The sequence below is a fragment of the Burkholderia cepacia GG4 genome, assembly GCF_000292915.1.
Lineage (GTDB): Bacteria > Pseudomonadota > Gammaproteobacteria > Burkholderiales > Burkholderiaceae > Burkholderia > Burkholderia cepacia_D.
The window spans coordinates 2,066,504-2,082,848 of the sequence record NC_018513.1 but is presented as its reverse complement, the minus strand read 5'-3'; the positions used below and the strand labels follow the sequence as shown (position 1 = coordinate 2,082,848).

16 protein-coding genes are annotated in these 16,345 nt (G+C 65.4%); 12 read left to right on the top strand and 4 right to left on the bottom strand.

What is annotated here, in order from left to right:
* Nucleotides 1-85 precede the first annotated feature (85 nt).
* Nucleotides 86-496, top strand: coding sequence for a transposase (locus tag GEM_RS09565; RefSeq protein ID WP_014897206.1), 411 nt, complete (start codon nucleotides 86-88; stop codon nucleotides 494-496).
* A gap of 100 nt (nucleotides 497-596) precedes the next feature.
* Here the strand turns inward: GEM_RS09565 and GEM_RS09560 are convergent, their stop codons facing one another.
* The 4 genes from GEM_RS09560 to GEM_RS09545 form a co-directional block, all read right to left on the bottom strand.
* On the bottom strand, nucleotides 597-1,058 hold the full coding sequence (locus GEM_RS09560) for a DUF2147 domain-containing protein (RefSeq protein WP_014897205.1): 462 nt from the start codon (nucleotides 1,056-1,058) through the stop codon (nucleotides 597-599).
* Between the two features lie 166 nt (nucleotides 1,059-1,224).
* Complete coding sequence (locus tag GEM_RS09555; RefSeq protein WP_014897204.1) at nucleotides 1,225-2,910, bottom strand: ShlB/FhaC/HecB family hemolysin secretion/activation protein; 1,686 nt, start codon at nucleotides 2,908-2,910, stop codon at nucleotides 1,225-1,227.
* Between the two features lie 144 nt (nucleotides 2,911-3,054).
* Nucleotides 3,055-4,482, bottom strand: a complete 1,428-nt coding sequence (locus GEM_RS09550; RefSeq protein WP_014897203.1) for a collagen-like triple helix repeat-containing protein — start codon at nucleotides 4,480-4,482, stop codon at nucleotides 3,055-3,057.
* 40 nt (nucleotides 4,483-4,522) lie between these two features.
* A complete protein-coding gene (locus GEM_RS09545) occupies nucleotides 4,523-6,121 on the bottom strand; it encodes a collagen-like triple helix repeat-containing protein (protein ID WP_014897202.1) in 1,599 nt (532 codons plus the stop codon).
* Nucleotides 6,122-6,783: 662 nt separating this feature from the next.
* Here GEM_RS09545 and GEM_RS29740 point away from each other — a divergent pair.
* From GEM_RS29740 to GEM_RS09490, 11 genes are all read left to right on the top strand, one after another.
* Entirely contained in the window at nucleotides 6,784-6,987 is a 204-nt protein-coding gene (locus GEM_RS29740; protein ID WP_014897201.1) for a Flp family type IVb pilin, read from the top strand.
* An 88-nt stretch (nucleotides 6,988-7,075) separates the two neighbouring features.
* Nucleotides 7,076-7,576, top strand: a complete 501-nt coding sequence (locus tag GEM_RS09535; protein ID WP_014897200.1) for an A24 family peptidase — start codon at nucleotides 7,076-7,078, stop codon at nucleotides 7,574-7,576.
* Nucleotides 7,573-8,016, top strand: coding sequence for a TadE/TadG family type IV pilus assembly protein (locus GEM_RS09530; protein ID WP_014897199.1), 444 nt, complete (start codon nucleotides 7,573-7,575; stop codon nucleotides 8,014-8,016). Before GEM_RS09535 ends, GEM_RS09530 begins: the two co-directional genes overlap by 4 nt.
* A 90-nt stretch (nucleotides 8,017-8,106) precedes the next feature.
* Nucleotides 8,107-9,042: a Flp pilus assembly protein CpaB gene (gene cpaB / locus GEM_RS09525; RefSeq protein ID WP_014897198.1), complete on the top strand. Its 936-nt coding sequence runs from the start codon at nucleotides 8,107-8,109 to the stop codon at nucleotides 9,040-9,042.
* A 63-nt stretch (nucleotides 9,043-9,105) separates the two neighbouring features.
* Nucleotides 9,106-10,437 carry a type II and III secretion system protein family protein gene (locus tag GEM_RS09520; protein WP_041490652.1) on the top strand — a complete coding sequence of 444 codons (1,332 nt, stop codon included), beginning with the start codon at nucleotides 9,106-9,108 and terminating at the stop codon, nucleotides 10,435-10,437.
* A gap of 60 nt (nucleotides 10,438-10,497) precedes the next feature.
* Complete coding sequence (locus GEM_RS09515) at nucleotides 10,498-11,772, top strand: fimbrial protein (protein ID WP_041490651.1); 1,275 nt, start codon at nucleotides 10,498-10,500, stop codon at nucleotides 11,770-11,772.
* 3 nt (nucleotides 11,773-11,775) lie between these two features.
* The gene (locus tag GEM_RS09510) at nucleotides 11,776-13,143 is read left to right on the top strand and encodes a CpaF family protein (RefSeq protein WP_014897195.1); all 1,368 of its coding nucleotides are present in this window, start codon (nucleotides 11,776-11,778) and stop codon (nucleotides 13,141-13,143) included.
* Nucleotides 13,136-14,128, top strand: coding sequence for a type II secretion system F family protein (locus GEM_RS09505; protein WP_014897194.1), 993 nt, complete (start codon nucleotides 13,136-13,138; stop codon nucleotides 14,126-14,128). Before GEM_RS09510 ends, GEM_RS09505 begins: the two co-directional genes overlap by 8 nt.
* A 4-nt stretch (nucleotides 14,129-14,132) precedes the next feature.
* A complete protein-coding gene (locus tag GEM_RS09500; protein ID WP_014897193.1) occupies nucleotides 14,133-15,128 on the top strand; it encodes a type II secretion system F family protein in 996 nt (331 codons plus the stop codon).
* 18 nt (nucleotides 15,129-15,146) lie between these two features.
* A complete protein-coding gene (locus GEM_RS09495) occupies nucleotides 15,147-15,989 on the top strand; it encodes a tetratricopeptide repeat protein (protein WP_014897192.1) in 843 nt (280 codons plus the stop codon).
* Nucleotides 15,990-16,015: 26 nt separating this feature from the next.
* Nucleotides 16,016-16,345, top strand: coding sequence for a DUF3613 domain-containing protein (locus GEM_RS09490; RefSeq protein WP_014897191.1), 330 nt, complete (start codon nucleotides 16,016-16,018; stop codon nucleotides 16,343-16,345).

The window sequence follows — 16,345 nt, the reverse complement described above, 5'->3', positions numbered from 1 at the left end:
TCGGGGTATTTTCGGATTTGTCTTATATTCATCGGTGAGGTCAGCCGATATCGTTGTGTCATGGTTACTAAGGCTGGAGATGTCCATGACACCGTATCGCGATCTGACCGACCATGAGTGGCGCTGCGTCGTGCCGCTTCTGCCCGAAATGCAGCCGCGCACCGAGTTGCGCGGTCGTCCGTTGGCCAACACGCGCGCCGTCCTGAACGGCGTACTCTGGGTGATCTATAGCGGCGCGACCTGGTCCGCGATGCCGCGTCGTTACCCTTCGTATCAGACCTGCCATCGTCGCTTCAAGACCTGGCACGAGACGGGCACGCTGATGCAGGTGATGCGCGAGCTGTATGGCGACGCCGGCGTGAATCTGTGCAACGAGTTGTCTTCGCGAATGCGCAAGCACACGCAATCGAAGGCAGCAGAGGTGCGCAGTGCGGCAGCGCCGGCCTATCGGGCACTGGGCAACTATGCGCCCGATACGCTGAAGCACGCGGCATGATGCCCGTCCATTTCTTAGCGTCCGCATCAAAACAAAATCGGCCTGACGACGTCGTCGCAGGCCGATTTTTTATTGCGCACGCGTTTTGATGCGCCTGGCGTTATTGCGCGCGAACCCAGGTCTGCGAGCGGCCAAGCAGCGACACGCCGATGTAGCCGCGCACGACGAGCTTCTGGCCGCCGTCTTCCAGCGACATCTTGCACTTGTAGACCTTGCCGTTTTCAGGGTCGAGAATGTTGCCGCCGTCCCAGTGGTCGCCGTCCTTCTTCATCGCCTTGATGATCGTCATGCCCTTGATGAGCTGATCCTTGCGCTCGTCCGTGCATGCGCCGCAGCGGCGATCGGGCGTGTCGTTGGCACCGAGGCCCTTGACGACCTTGCCCGACAGCGAACCGTCGCCGTCATCGGCGATCTGCACGAGTGCCTTCGGTGCATGGGTATTGTCGTCGATCGTCTGCCACATGCCGATGGGGCTGTCGGATTGGGCAAACGTGGGGGCGGCGCAGGCGAGCAGTGCGCCGGTGATGGCCAGTGCACGCAACGGGCGGGTCAGTTGAACCATTGTCTTCCTCCTTGTTTCATGTCGTGTTCGATTTGCCCGCACGACCGTCTGCATGGGGCGGTGGCATGTTGCGAGCTTTGCCAGAATACGTGAAACCGCGCGCTGCGTTTGATAGAGGGGGCTCTAATCGAAACAGCCCGCGAGACGCGGGCTGTTCGGTGACGGATCAGTTGAGCTGGTACGAGAAGGCTGCATTCACGCGCGGGCTGCGCGATGCACTTTCGACGGGTGCATCGCCGACCGGTTTCGCGATGTTCAGGTCGAGGCTGTAGTAACGGCTGTCCGTGAAGCGCACGCCGATAGCGACCGACGACAGGCGGCTCGGCGACGGCGTGCCGGTGTGCAGGTACACGCGCGCCATGTCGTACGCGATGTACGGCGTGATGGATTTCATGTACGTCCAGCCCGGCGTGAACCCGCGATTGAGTTCCAGCGACATCCCCCAGCCCGAGTCCCCCGACGTTTCGCCGGGCTGATAGCCGAGCGCGTAGCGCGTCGAGCCGAACGAGATCTGTTCCGACGTCGGCAGCGAGTCGGGGCTGTACTGGCCGGTCAGCGAAACCGACGTGCCGATCTTGAACGGCCATTCGTTGGTCTGCGTGAAGGTCGCACCGGTACGGACGAAGGTCAGTGAAATCGGGCTGTCGACCGACGTCGTGTTCGAGCCGATCGTGATGTCCTGCGCTTTCGACGCGCCGAGAATGTTGAAGCCCTTGGCGACGTTCACGCTCAGCTTCTGCACCTGCTTGGCCGATACGCTCGTGTAGTCGAGCTGCATCTGCAGCACGCGAACCTGTGAGCGGGTGTCGATGCTGTTGCCGGAGATCTTGTTCTGGTAACGGTCCTCGTTGTGCGACGCGTAGCCCGACACGGTGCCGAGCAGGCTGCGCTGGTTGTTCAGCAGCAACGGATAGGATGCCGAAAGACCGAGCTTCTCGTTCTTGACCGTGCGCTCGACGCTCGACGGCAGGCCGGGGTTGTCGGTTGGCTTGCCGCGATACGTGCTGGCATCGAGACGCGTGACCAGGCCGCTGCTGCCGACCGGCACCGCGCCGCTGAACGCGACGTAGGTCTGCTTGTCGCGCCCGGGCGGCACCAGCGCGGAAATGCTCAACTGCTCGCCGAACGACGTGAGACCATTCTCCGTCGCGGTGATGAGACCCTGGACGCCGGGGTGATTGAAGTCGATGCCGGTGCTGATGTTGAACGCCTTGCGATCGACGGCCAGTTCAAGCGTCGTCGCGCCGTCGGTCGTCTGCGGCGGCGGTACGTTGGCCTTCACCGAGACGCCGGGCAGGAGGCCGAACGTGTTCACGTAGCGTTCGAACGTGGCGCGACGTAGCGGACGATCGGCCGTGATGTGCGCGGCGATCGCGCGGATCTTCGATTCCATCGCGCCGGGCTTGCCGGTGACCTTGACATCCGACACGTAGCCCTCGACGACCGTGATGCGCACGACACCGTTCTCGAACGTCTGCGCGGGAATGAACGCGAACGACAGTGCGTAGCCGCGGTCCTGGTACAGCTTGGTCACGCCGTTGGCGGTTTCGATCAGTTCGCCGATCGTGATGTCCTTGCCGACGAGGGGCGTGAAGCGACGCGAGATTTCGTCGAACGGCACCGACTTCACGCCCTCGACCTGAAACGTCGTCGGCGTCAGGTGGCGCGACAGCAGCTCCTGCAGTTGCGGCGCCTGCGGCGCGACCTGCACGGTGACGCTCGGGCCTTTCTTCGGTGCGTTGATCTGGGGGAGGGAATCGAGCGGGTTACCTGCCGCGCGCGTCTGTGCATGTGCCGTGCCTGCCGCCGCGATGGCGAGCAGCATCATCCATCTGTCGACTCTGGATTTCATTGTTCTTCCTCGTAGGCCTTGCTTTTCGTCTTATTTGTAATTTGAGCGCGCGGCACCTGGGTGCCCCGCGCTGCGTGCCGCATTGCCGGTTATGTTTGTACGGCCGCGCCGCGTGCTCCGGCTGCAAAGGCGCGGTCGTCCTCCTTACTTGCCGACGCTACCCAGCGTGCCGAGCAATCCCGTGACCGGTGCCAGAAGGCCCGTCGAACCGCCCGACGATGCCGTACCCGACACGCTGCCGACCAGCGACGTGACCGGTGCGAGCGCGTTCGACGAACCCCCGGCTCCCGCTGCACCGCCGACCGCGCCGGTGACAGTATTCAGCAAACCGGTGACGGGCGCGAGAGGGTTTGCCCCGCCTGCGCCACCTGTTGCACCGCCCAGCGTGCCCGTGACCGTCGACACCAGGCCGGTGACAGGCGCGAGCGGGCTGCTGCCACCCGAGCCGCCGAGGCCGCCCAGTGCGCCGGTGACCGTCGAGACGAGGCCCGTGACCGGTGCGAGCGGATTGCTGCCCGAACTGCCCGTTGCGCCGCCGACAGCACCCGTGAGCGAACCGAGCGGCGTCGAGCCGAGGCCGGACAGCAAGCCGCCGAGCGGGTTCGTCGAGCTCGAGCCCGACGACGTGCCGTTCTGGACCGTTGTCGTCGAACCGCCGACGAGGCTCGTGATCAGGCCGGGGATCGGTGCCGCGCCGTTCGGGCCGTTCGGGTTCACGAGGCCGCCCGCGTTGGTCACCGTGTTGCCGACCGCGGTGACGAGTTGGCCGACGTCGCCGACGAGCGGTTGGTTCGACGTGCTTGCGACCTTCGTGCCCGCCGAGCTGATTGCGCCGCCGACCTGGCCGAGCAGGCCCGACACGGGTTGTCCGAGGCCGGTGGTCGTGCCGACCTGTTGCGTGACCTGGCCCGCGGTGATCACCAGCGGCGTGATCGCCGAGCTGAGCGGTTGCGTAACTTGCTGCACGGCACCCGACGACAGCGTCGAGCCGATCGTCGTGCCAGCGGCCGACAGGCCGTTGGCGACCGTGTCGAGCACGGTGCCGACCGGCGTCGTGACGGGGGCGAGCGGCGCGAGCTGACCGGTGCCCAGCGCCTTGACCGTCGAGCTCAGCCCGGACACGGTGTTGCTCGTCGCGCCGACGACATTCCCGAGGCCGGCGACCGTCGTGCCGATCGGATCCTTCGTCGTGCCGATCTGTCCCAGGCCGTTGCTCACGGCATCGGTGGCCGCGCCGAGGATCGTGCCGGTGCTGGACAGCGTGCTGCCGACACCCTTCGTCACACCGTCGCCGAGACCCGGCACGCTGATGTTGCCGACCGTGCTGCCGAGGTCGGTCCCGGTCTGGCCGATCGTGTTGACGACGCCCTTCGTGCCGGTCGTCGTACCGCTGGTGCCACTCGTGCCGCTGGTACCGCTCGTGCCGCTGGAGCTGGCGCTGTTGTTGCTGGTCGGCGGCGTGCTGACGCTGTTGCCGCCGCACGCGGCCAGCAGGCAGGCCGTGGCGACGGCGGTGAGGGGCATGCGCCACTGGCGCAGCGCGACCGTCGTGATGGAACGTTGCTGGGACATGATGGACTCCTCGCTGTCTTGTCGATGAATGGAGGTCGGATTACTTGCCGTGCGTGCCGCCGAGCAGGCCGCCGATCAGCGACGTGACAGGCGCGAGCAGGTTCGAGCCGGCGCCCGAGTTCGTGACGGTGCCCGTGGCGCCGCTCAGAGCCGGGACGCCGGCCGTGCTGGTCACTGCGGAAACCGCGCCCGTTACGGGGGCAAGCGGGTTGCTGCCGCTGGTGCCGCCCGTCGCGCCGCCGAGTGCGCCGGTGACCGTGGAGACCAGGCCCGTGACCGGTGCGAGCGGACCGCCGCTGCCACCCGCTGCACCACTGAGTGCGCCGGTGACGGTGGAGACGAGGCCGGTGACCGGTGCGAGCGGACCGCCGCTCGTGCCGCCAGCGGCGCCGCCGAGTGCGCCGGTGACGGTGGAGACGAGGCCGGTGACCGGTGCGAGCGGACCGCCGCTCGTGCCGCCCGCTGCGCCGCCGAGTGCGCCGGTGATGGTGGAGACCAAGCCCGTGACCGGTGCGAGCGGGCCGCCGCTGGTGCCGCCCGCTGCGCCGCCGACCGTGGCGAGGAGGCCCGTGAGCGGAGCGAGCGGATTGGCTACGCCGCCGGTGCCACCAGTGAGCAGGCCGCCGACGGTCTTCACGGTATTGCCCGCCGCCGACACGGTGTTGCCGAGGCCCGTCGTGACGGGGTTGCCGCCCGTCGACGCGATCACCGCGCCACCTTGGTTGAGGCCGTTGCCGATGGTGCCGAGCAGCGTATTGACGGGCGCGCCGAGGCCGGTGGCCGTACCGATCGTCTGGGTCGTCTGGCCGACCATCGTCGTGATCGGCGTGATGGCCGAGCTGACCGTCTGCGTGACTTGCTGGATCGGCCCGGTCGAGAGCACGTTGGACAGCGTGGTGCCGCCGTTCGACACCGCGTTACCGACCGTCGTCACGAGGCCGCCGACGGCGCCCGTGACGGGGGCGAGCGGCGACAGCGGGCCGCTGCCGAGGCTCGTGACCAGATTGCCGGTTTGCGTGACCGCACCGCCGAGCTGGTTCACCACGCCGCCCGTGCTGGCGACCGTGATGCCGACCGGATCCTTGACTGCGCCGAGCTGGCCGAGGCCGTTGCCGAGACCGTTGCCGAGTGCGGTCACCGCACCACCGACGTTCTGCACGATGCCGCCTGCTGCCTGCGTCGTGCCCGGGTTGACGCCGGGCAGCGACTGGCCGGCGATCATGGAGCCGAGGCCCGACACGGTTCCGCCGACAGTCCCGACGAGATTGCTGCTGCCTGCGAGGACAGTTCCCACCGCGTTCGACGACACACCGGAGGTGCCGCTCGTGCCGCTGGTCGTTCCGCTGGTCGTTCCACTCGTCGAGCCGCTGGTGCTGCCACTCGTCGAGCCGCTCGTGCTGCCGCTGGTCGAGCCGCTGGTGCTGCCCGACGTGCTGCCGCTCGTCGAATCCGACGTGCCACCCGAGGTGCCGCCGCCCGAAGTCGAGAGCGAGTTGCCGCCGGCCGAGCCCGAGCCGCCGCTGAGGCCCTTGCTGATCGAACCGGAACCGCCGCACGCGGAGAGGGAAAGCATGGCTGCCACGGTGGCCGCGATCATAGTCGTCCGGAGCGTGCCATGAGGGATAACCTGAATGTCCATTTCGTCCTCGCATTGAAGCTATGTTGTGTTGAGTGATGCGAGGATTACTCTGCAACTGTCGTGCCATTTCAACGGTCGACGGTTCGAGGACTGGTTTTAAACGGGGCAATTCCTTGTCGGAAAAGGAATTTGTGGAAATTGAAAGATTGTTGAAATTGTTTAAAAGCAGCCAGATGAGAACGGTTTCGGCCGTTTCGTAACGTAACGTCACACCATTGGCGTTACGCGTGCGGCGTAACGTGGGGCTCGGACAGGCCCCGGCGGGCGGTCTGGTGTTTTACTGGTGGATTAGGTGTGCACATCTAACCTATCGTAAATCCTATGTGTAAGCCGTACCGAAACGCCGTACAAATACGCACTGCTTCGAGTTATTTTTTCGATCCGGATCTTGAAAGAGGTTGGAACTTAAATGGGATCAGATATAGAATCCGGAGCAGGTGTAAGGAAATGTACAGCTCAGTACACAACGTTCGAGGGGGGCACTATCGCGAATGTTAACTTGCATCAAATTGTGACACATGCCCCTCGGGGCGAACTATAAAGAAAGCGCACTCGGTGGTCGTTATCGCAGATGTAACGAACGAACCGGGGCAAGGGCCGGATATACGGGGATCTACAACGTATAAAGGCCAAAAAACGTATATACAGGCACGAGGAATAAAATGAAATCAATCATCAAGCGCTTCCTTAAGGAAGAAAACGGGGTTACCGCAATCGAGTATGGGCTGATTGCGGGTCTGGTCGCTGTCGCCATCATTGCAGGCGTCTCGTCGCTCGGCGGCAACCTCAACTCGATGTTCTCGACCATCGGCACGTGCGTCAGCGCGGTCGGTAGCTCGAGCGTCACCGCGTCTTGCAAATTGTAAGCAGTCACAATCATCGTCCTTTAGCGCGATATCGGGCGGCTCGCTCCGGCGAGCCGCTCAATTCATATGCGCGACCGGTCGTGGCGCGATGGCATATCTATTTTCTATCGGGGCTTTCCTGGCTTGGGCGGTGCTCGTCGCAGCCAGTGACATTCGTTCCCGGCGTATCCCGAATTTGCTCGTTGCCGGCGGGCTGGTGGCCGCATTGGCAAGCGCTTTTTACGGAGTAAATCCGTTCGGCGTCGTGCGCGTCCAGGCTTTGCTCGGCATGCTCGTTGGTCTGCTGGGCCTTCTTCCGTTCTTTTTCCTGAGGGTAATGGGCGCGGCCGACGTGAAGGTGTTTGCCGTCCTCGGCGCGTGGTGCGGCGTTCATGGCCTGCTGTGGCTCTGGATTGCCGCGAGTCTCGCCGCGGGCATTCACGCGCTCGCCGTGCTGTTGTTGTCACGCACGCCGCTTGGTGCATTGTGGCGGCGTGACGCGCCGACGCTGACACTCGGCCGATATCGCGCGACACCTTATGGCGCGTGCCTCGCGATTCCCGCGGCTGTATGGCTCGTCTGCCTCGTCGCGGGTGGGGGCGTGCGATGAAACGGCAGAGACAACGGCGCGGATACGGGCGGCAGCGCGGAGCGACTGCAGTCGAGTTCGCGATCATATTCCCGCTGTTCTTCGTGATCTGCTACGCGATCATTTGTTTCGGGATGATTTTCGTGATTCAGCAAAGTCTGACGTTCGCTGCCAGTGAGGGGGCGCGCGCTAGCCTGAATTACGCCCCGGATTTGACGACGCGAACCGCGAAAGCCCAGGCGACCGCGCAAAACGTCGTGGGCTGGCTGAATATCAGTGCGCCGAATGTAGTAGTACAGGCACCCGCGTGCAAATACGACGCAACGCTGTATTGCCTGCAGGTTACGGTGAGTTATTCACCGCAAGCCTGGGTATCGACGATGCCCTTGATGGGCACCATTCTGACTCAACCGTTGACAAGCACGGCTGTCGTCCAGATTTCGCAATCGTTGCTTCAATGAGTCGCGTATTGCGGCGCGACGATTTTTTGCCGTACTAATCATCAGACAAAAAGATTTGCACGGACCTTATCCCGGCATCCAGACGACAACATGGCCAATAACGTAACGAAGATCATCGCGGGGCTGCTGATTGCGATCGCCGTTCTGCTCGGCATCTACGCATGGATGCTGGGACGCAGTTCGTCCAGTCCGGTGCAGGCACAACCGGTCGTGGCCGCGAACCCGGTGCCGGTCGTGATCGCGACGCGCACGCTGCCGGTCGGTCAGCCGATTGCCGCCGACGCGTTGAAGATTCAGCCGACCTCGCCAGCGCCGACGGGGGCGTTTTCCGATCCGGCCGCACTGGTCGGTCGCGTGCCGGCACGTGACATTCCGGCATCGATGCCCGTCGTTGCGGGCGCACTGGTGTCGGGGCTGGCCGAGGACGTCCAGCCGGGCGAGCGGGCGATCGCGGTTCGTGTCGACGAGACCAATGCGGTCGGCAACCGGCTGCGGCCCGGCAATTTCGTCGACGTGTTCCTGAACCTGAAGCGGGAAGGGGGCGGCGCGATGTTCGACGGCGAGGTCTCGCAGACGCAAGCGCGGCTCCTGATGTCGAAGGTCCGCGTGCTGTCGTTCGGTGATGCGACGCCGGATCGCGACAGCGGCAACAACACGAACGGCAATAACGGCCAGCCGACCAATACGCGTATCGCGGTGCTCGCGGTGCCGACTGCACAGGTCGATGCACTGACGCTCGGCGAGGCCAGCGGGCGGCTGACGCTCGCACTGCGCAACCCGCGCGACGACGAGCTGGCGATCCAGACGGTGGCGGTGCGCACGGACAACAAGCTGTCGCCGTCGGCCCTTGCCGCAGCCGGCGTATCGCTGCAACAGTTGTCGGGCACGGCGAGGACTGCGGTGGCCAATGTGAACGTACCGCCGCTGCCGTCGCGCTTGGCGCCGGCGGTGCGGTCCGGCGGCGGTAGCGGCGGGAGCAGCATCGAGGTGATCCGCGGCGGCCGGTCGGAAACGGTTGCGTATTGAACAACATCGATGGCCATCGATATCACCGACGACAGTAAAGGCCGTGCGACGGACCAACAAACAATGAAAAACACACTGATTGCTTTTGCGATTGCTCTCTGGGCCCTGACATTCGCATCCATTGCAAGCGCGGGAGGCACGATCGAACTCGCGGTCGGCGCGCAGCGGCAGATTTCCTCCGGCCGTGCGCTTCAGCGAGTCGCCGTTGGCGATCCGGCGATCGCCGATGTGCTGATCATGAAAGGGGGGCATTCCGGTTCGGTGCTGCTGACGGCCAAGGCGCCGGGTGCGACGAACGTGATGTTGTGGGAGCGAGGTCATGACGAGCCGACGGTCTGGAGCGTTGAAGTCGTCGACGCCGCTGCGCACGCGGTATTAGACGGTTCGACGCCGCAGGTGAAAGCGTATGGCGGGACCTCGGTGCTGCGGGGAACGTCGGCCTCGCTCGATGCGCATGAGCGGGCAGTGGCGGTCGCCAAGAACATGAGCCCGAAAGGCACGGTGATCGATCGCTCGACACTGGCCGGCAAGAACGTCGTGCAGGTCGACGTGCGCGTCGTCGAATTCAGCCGTTCGGTGCTCAAGCAAGTCGGGTTCAACTTCTTCAAGCAGAGCAACGGCTTCTCGTTCGGGTCGTTCGCGCCGGGCGGCGTGCAGTCGTACAGCGGTGGGTCCGGCCCCGGCACGGCGGGGTACATTCCGACGCTGGGTGCGCCGGTTGCGTCTGCATTCAACCTGGTCGTGAATGCTGCTGGACACGGCATCTTTGCAGACCTGTCGTTGCTCGAAGCGAACAACCTTGCCCGCGTGCTCGCGGAGCCGACGCTCGTCGCGCTGTCCGGACAGAGCGCCAGCTTCCTCGCAGGCGGCGAGATTCCGGTGCCGTCGCCGCAGGGGCTCGGCTCGACCGCGATCCAGTGGAAGCAATACGGCGTCGGGCTGTCGCTGACGCCGACGGTGTTGAGCCCGAACCGGATCGCCCTGAAGGTGGCGCCGGAATCGAGCCAGCTCGACTTCGTGAACAGCGTGACGATCAGCGGCGTCGCGGTGCCGGGCATCACGACGCGTCGTGCGGATACGACGGTCGAACTCGGCGATGGCGAGAGCTTCGTGATAGGCGGCCTGATCGACCGTCAGACGATGTCGAACGTGAGCAAGGTGCCGCTGCTGGGTGACCTGCCGATCATCGGCACGTTCTTCAAGAACCTGAACTACCAGCAGAACGACAAGGAATTGCTGATCATCGTGACGCCGCATCTCGTTGCGCCGATCGCGAAGGGTGCGGCACTGCCGGCGACGCCCGGTGAGTTGTCCGAGCAGCGTGACGGGCCGGTCTGGCGATCCTATCTGGGCGGCGCGGCGTCGCCGGATGCAGCGCCGGGGTTTTCGAAATGAACGTGAAGCATTGCGCGTCGCGGCACATCGCCACGTCTTGCGTAATCGGGGGTGTTCGACATGAATGCACGAATCCAATCATTGTGTGAACCCGCCGTGACCGACTACTTCGTTTGTGCTTCGCAGAAGGAAGCGCACATGCGCTGGCTGGCCGATACCCTGGTGTCGGCCGGTGCGGTCGAGGCCGCGTCGCTGGAGCCGGGCGTGCTCGCTCAGCGCATCACGGGACTCAATCCGGCGCTCGTCTTCATCGATTTCACCGAACGCGGCGAAGCAGCGAGCGTCGCTGCCGCCACGGTACGCGCCGCGCATCCGGGCCTGCCGATCGTCGCGCTCGGCTCGCTCGCGCAGCCGGAGAGCGCGCTTGCCGCACTGCGGGCCGGCGTGCGCGACTTCATCGACGTATCCGCATCGGCCGAGGACGCGCTGCGCACGACGCGCGGATTGTTGTCGCACGTCAGCGAGCCGGCGAGTCGCCACGGCAAGGTCGTCGCGTTGCTTGGGGCGCGCGCCGGCATGGGGGTGAGCACGCTTGCCGCCAATCTTGCCGTGTGGCTGCAGAAGCGTGCGCTTGGCCCGGGCGCGGCGGGTGTTCCGGAGGGCGGCGCGCCGGCCGGCCGTCAAACAGCGCTGATCGATCTGGGGCTGCCCGCCGGCGATAGCGCACTGTTCCTGAACACGCGCTGCGAATTCCATTTCATCGACGCCGTGCAGAATCTGCGCCGCATCGACCGCACCTTCGTGAACACCGCGCTGACCCGGCACCAGAGCGGCGTCGCGTTGACGACGCTGCCGCCGGATCTCGGCGGGTTGCGCGACGTGTCGTATGCGTCGTGCATCGGTTTGCTGAACCGCCTTCGCGCGTTTTTCGATCAGCAGGTCGTCGATCTCGGCGGGTTCTCGAACCGCGAGTTCGTCACGCAGATCGCTGCGTCGGCCGATGCGGCGTGGCTCGTCTGCGATCAGGGCGTCGCGTCGATCGTGTCCGCGGCCGACCTGCTCACCGGGCTGCGCGATGCAGGCGTCGATACCGACCGTGTCAAGCTCGTGGTCAACCAGTACGATCCCGCGCTGGGCCTGATGCCCGGGCAGATCGCCGAGCGTCTCGGTCTGGCGTTGGTCGGGTCCTTGCCCGCGCGCCGCGTCGCGATCGGCCATGCTGCGAACCAGGGACGGCTCATCGTCGATGCGGCGGAACGCGATCCGTACGTGCGCGCGCTCGAATCCCTCGCCGCGCGGCTGCCCGGCGTGTCGGGCATGGCAGGCGCGTCGCGCGTCGCGCCGGGCCTGTCCGCGCTCAAACGTTTCATTCAACCCTCGTCCAAGCGGTCGTAACCGATGGCACACGACATTCAATTCGCCGACGGCGCAGCGCCGTTCTCCCAGACGCAGCAATTCCATGACATCAAGAATGCCGCGCACGAGCACTTGCTGACGCGCATCGAGGAACTGGGCGCCGAGTTCGGCCGGTGGTCCCGCCAGGCGATCAATCAGTTCGTCGACCTCGAGATCGACAGCTTCGTGCGCCTGCGCCGCATTCCGCTCAACGAAACCGAGGTGCGGGCGATCGCCGAGGCGCTGACCAAGGAACTCGCGGGCTTCGGGCCGATCGAGGACCTGCTCGCGGATCCGGCCGTCGAGGACATCCTGATCAACGGCTACAACGACGTGTACGTGTCGCGTCACGGGATCCTCGCGAAGCAGCCGGTACGGTTTACCGACAATGCGCACCTGCTGCGGATCGTGCGCCGGATTCTTGCGCCGATCGGGCGCCGTCTCGACGAGTCGAACCCGATGGTCGACGCGCGGCTGCCCGACGGCGGGCGCGTGAACGTGGTGATCGAGCCGCTGTCGATCGATGGCCCGATCGTGTCGATCCGGAAATTCCGCAAGGATCCGCTCAAGCCTTCGGACTTGCTCGGCAACGGCACGTACAACGAAGAGATCGGCGCGCTGCTCGAGGCGGCGGTCGAAGCGCGCTGCAACGTGCTCGTGTCGGGCGGCACGAGTTCGGGCAAGACCTCGCTGCTCAACGCACTCGCATTCCACATTCCGGAGGCCGAGCGTGTCGTGACGATCGAGGACACGGCCGAACTGTCGCTGAACCACCCGCACGTCGTACGGCTGGAAAGCCGTCCGGGCGGGTTCGACGGCACCGGCGTCGTGACTATTCGCGACCTGCTGCGCAACACGTTGCGGATGCGCCCGGACCGGATCATCGTCGGCGAAGTGCGCGGCGGTGAAGTGCTCGAGATGCTGCAGGCCATGAATACGGGCCACGACGGCTCGATGGGGACCGTGCACGCGAGCTCGCCGCGCGAGTGCCTGTACCGTCTCGAGATGCTTGCCGGCTTCGCGGGTTTCCAGGGTACCGAATCGAGCCTGCGTCGCCAGATCGCGAACGCGATCGACTTCATCGTGCAGATCGGGCGGCTGTCGAACGGGCGGCGCCGGATTCTTTCGATCACTGAAGTGACCGGACTGTCCGACAACATCATCGCGACGCAGGAACTGTATCGCTACGAAGCGCGCGTGACGCCGGAGGGCGAGGAAATCGATCACTGGGAGTCGCTCGGCATTCATCCGCATTCGCCGAAGCTCGCGCGCTTCCGCCAGACGCTGACGAACAGCGGCCTGGGCGGTGGCGGTTTCGGCGGCGGCTTTGGCGGCGGCGGTTTCGGCCGCGGCGGAGGCTTCAATGTATAGCGCGATGATCTGGGTGCTCGCGGTCGCGATGATGTGCGTTGCATCGGCACTGATGCTGTGGCGACATGCGGAAACCCGGCGCGTACGGACTGATGCCAAGCGCTTCATCGACAGTCGGCTCGAGCCCGGCGCACGCACGGCGGCGCCGGCCGCACGACCGGCGGCATCCGCCGCGTCGCGGCCGGTGTCGTCACCCGGCGTCGCGCGCAATGCGGCGTCCGGCGCGTTCTGGGCGCAGTGGTATGGGGTGGCGACCGAGTATCTGAGCAACCTCGTGAGCCGCGCGGGGATCGAAGGTGCGCGCGGCAAAGCGATCGTCGCGCTGGTCGCCCTCGTCGTGGTGGCGGCATTCGCAGGCAGCCACGGCGGCGCGCTCGGGTGTTTCGCGGCGCTTGCGTGCGGAGGCGCGATCTTCGGCGTCTGGCTCACGTCGCGAATCCAGCGGCGGCGCCTGAAAATCGTCCGGCAGATTCCGTCGTTTCTCGACGGGATCGTGCGCCTGGTGACGCTTGGCAACAGCGTGCCGGCTGCATTCCAGGCTGCGCTGCTGACGACGGAGGAGCCGCTGCGGGGCTGTCTCGAGCATGTGTCCCGGATGTTGCGGACGGGGGTCGAGATCGACCGCGCGATGCTTCATGTTGCGAAGGTCTACCGGACCGAGGAATTCGAACTGCTCGGCTCGGTGCTGCGGTTGTCGGTCAAGTATGGCGGACGCGCGGATGTCATGCTCGAACGGATGGCCGTGTTCATGCGCGACCTCGAGCAGGCGGAGCGTGAATTGACGGCGATGTCGGCGGAGACGCGACTGTCGGCGTTCGTGCTCGTGATGCTGCCGATCGGGATCGGCAGCTTTGTCGTGATGACGAATCCGAAGTACCTGGAAGGGATGTGGAACGACCCGAGCGGACGAATGCTCCTCATGTTCGCGTTCCTGGCGCAGGTGGCGGGTAGCGTGTGGTTGTATCGAATGGCTCGACTCAGGTGATGCGATGACTGCAACTCAGATCGGATCGATCGCGCTGGCGCTTGGCGCACTCGGCGTGCTGCTGTTCGGCATGATCGCGTTGCTGCGTGCGACCGCCGCGTCGCGTGCGGAACGCGCGCTCGCCGATGCGCTCGACCAGCGCATGGCAGCGCTGGAAGCGGCCAAGGCGCGAGCCGCGGCGGGTGAGGCTCCGGCCGTGAAACCGGACACGCGCGGCCGTGAGCGCATCGAACGCATGCTTGCGCGATTTTCGGCGACGGGGATGCGCTGGCTCGAGACTGGTTTCGGCAAGCACATCGTCGCGGACGAGGATCGCCGTCTGCTCGAGCAATGCGGGTACGTCGACGCGCGTACGCGCGGGCTGTTCCTGATCGCGCGAATCGCGTGCGGGATCGCGTTGCCGCTGCTGTTCGCGATACTCGCGAGCGGACGAATGAAGAGCGGATCCTGGATGATCGGCATGTTCGCCGCTTTCGGGTTCGGCTTCATGTTGCCGAAACTCTACCTGCAGCGCCGTGCCGCCGCGCGGCGCCAGCGCGTCATCGATGAATTGCCGTTACTGGTCGACATGCTGCGCCTGTTGCAGGGCGTCGGGTTGTCGCTGGATCAAAGCCTGCAGGTCGTGACGAACGATTTCCGCGGGATGATGCCGGTGCTGTCGTCGGAGGTCGGGATCGCACAGCGTCAGTTTGCGGCGGGCCGCACGCGCGAGCAGTCGATGCAACGGTTATCGAGCGGGTTCGACAACGAGGACTTGCGCGCGATCGCGCGGCTGATGGTGCAGGTCGACAAGCACGGAGGCGCGGTGCAGGAGCCGCTGAAGCAATTCGGTGACCGGCTACGCGAGACGCGCCGCGCGATGCTGCGCGACCGGATCGGCCGGTTGACCGTGAAGATGACCGGCGTGATGGTGGTGACGCTGCTGCCCGCGCTGCTGATCGTGACGGCCGGGCCGGGATTGTTGGCCGTGATGCGTGCGCTGACGGCGCATCATCATTGATGGACGGAAGGAAAGACGATGAAGCGGATCAGCGGAATGGTGAGGCACGCAGGCGTGATGACGGCGGTGCTGCTGCTCGGCGCGTGCGCGACCAAGGATGGCGGGTACGGCGTGAATGCGCAGACCGAGCGTGCAGCGCTGATTCAGGCGGCCGACCAGAAGCAGGCGGTGCCGGATACGCCGGCGATGTATCTCGGCCTGATCCAGCGAATGCAGGCGCAGGGCCTTTATTACGCGTCGCTCGCGCACATCGATGCTTACGACAAGACCTACGGTGTGTCGCCGGACACGATTCTGCTGCGCGCGGACGCGCTGCGGATGACCGACCAGCCGGCTGCCGGCGCGGCAGCGTATTCGCAGTTGCTGAAGACGCCGCTCGCCGCACGCGGTTACCGGGGGCTTGGACTGATCGCCGGCGCGGCCGGGGATTTCGGCCAGGCGGTACAGGCACTGACGCAGGCGTCCGACCTTGCGCCGACTGACGCGTCGCTTCTGTCCGATCTCGCCTATGCGAAATTGCGCAATGGCGATGTGGTCGGCGCGCGGGTGCCGTTGATGAAGGCGGCGGAACTGGATCAGCGCAATCCGAAGATCGTCAGCAACCTCGCGCTGTACCTGCTCGCTGCCGGGCGCGCCCAGGACGCACAGCGGTTGATGAGCCAGCAGCATGTGCCGGCGGATATCCGCAAGGACATCGGCAGCGACGCCGCGAAAATTGCGGCTGCCGCACACGCGCAACAGCGTGCGGTTGCGACGCCGCCGGTGGTGGCGCGGCGTGCCGCGACCGCGCCGATCGCGCCGATGGCAAACAATTTCGGCTATGACCAGACCGTGCCGCTGCTGCAACGGTTTGCACAATGAACAGAACAGACAGACGGGGGAACGACATGAACAACAACGATCGTCGGAGCATGCGTGCGGGGCGGATTGCGGTGCTGGGGGCGATCGCCTGCATGGCACTGGGAAGCGTCGCCGCCTACGCGCAGCAGCAGGGTACGGCGCCGGTCGCGTCCGACGTTGGCCGCTCGACCCGGGATTGGCTCACGATGCAGGGCGAGAACCGTGCGGCAGCGCCGACCCAACCGGTGCTCGGCGATGTCGCGTCGCTGGTCTACCAGCGTTATCTCGATTCGTTCAAGAACAAGATTCCGGAGTCGATGAGCACGCAGCTCGGTTCGTCCGGTGGCATGTCGGGTAGCGGGCAGGGTGCGCAGTAA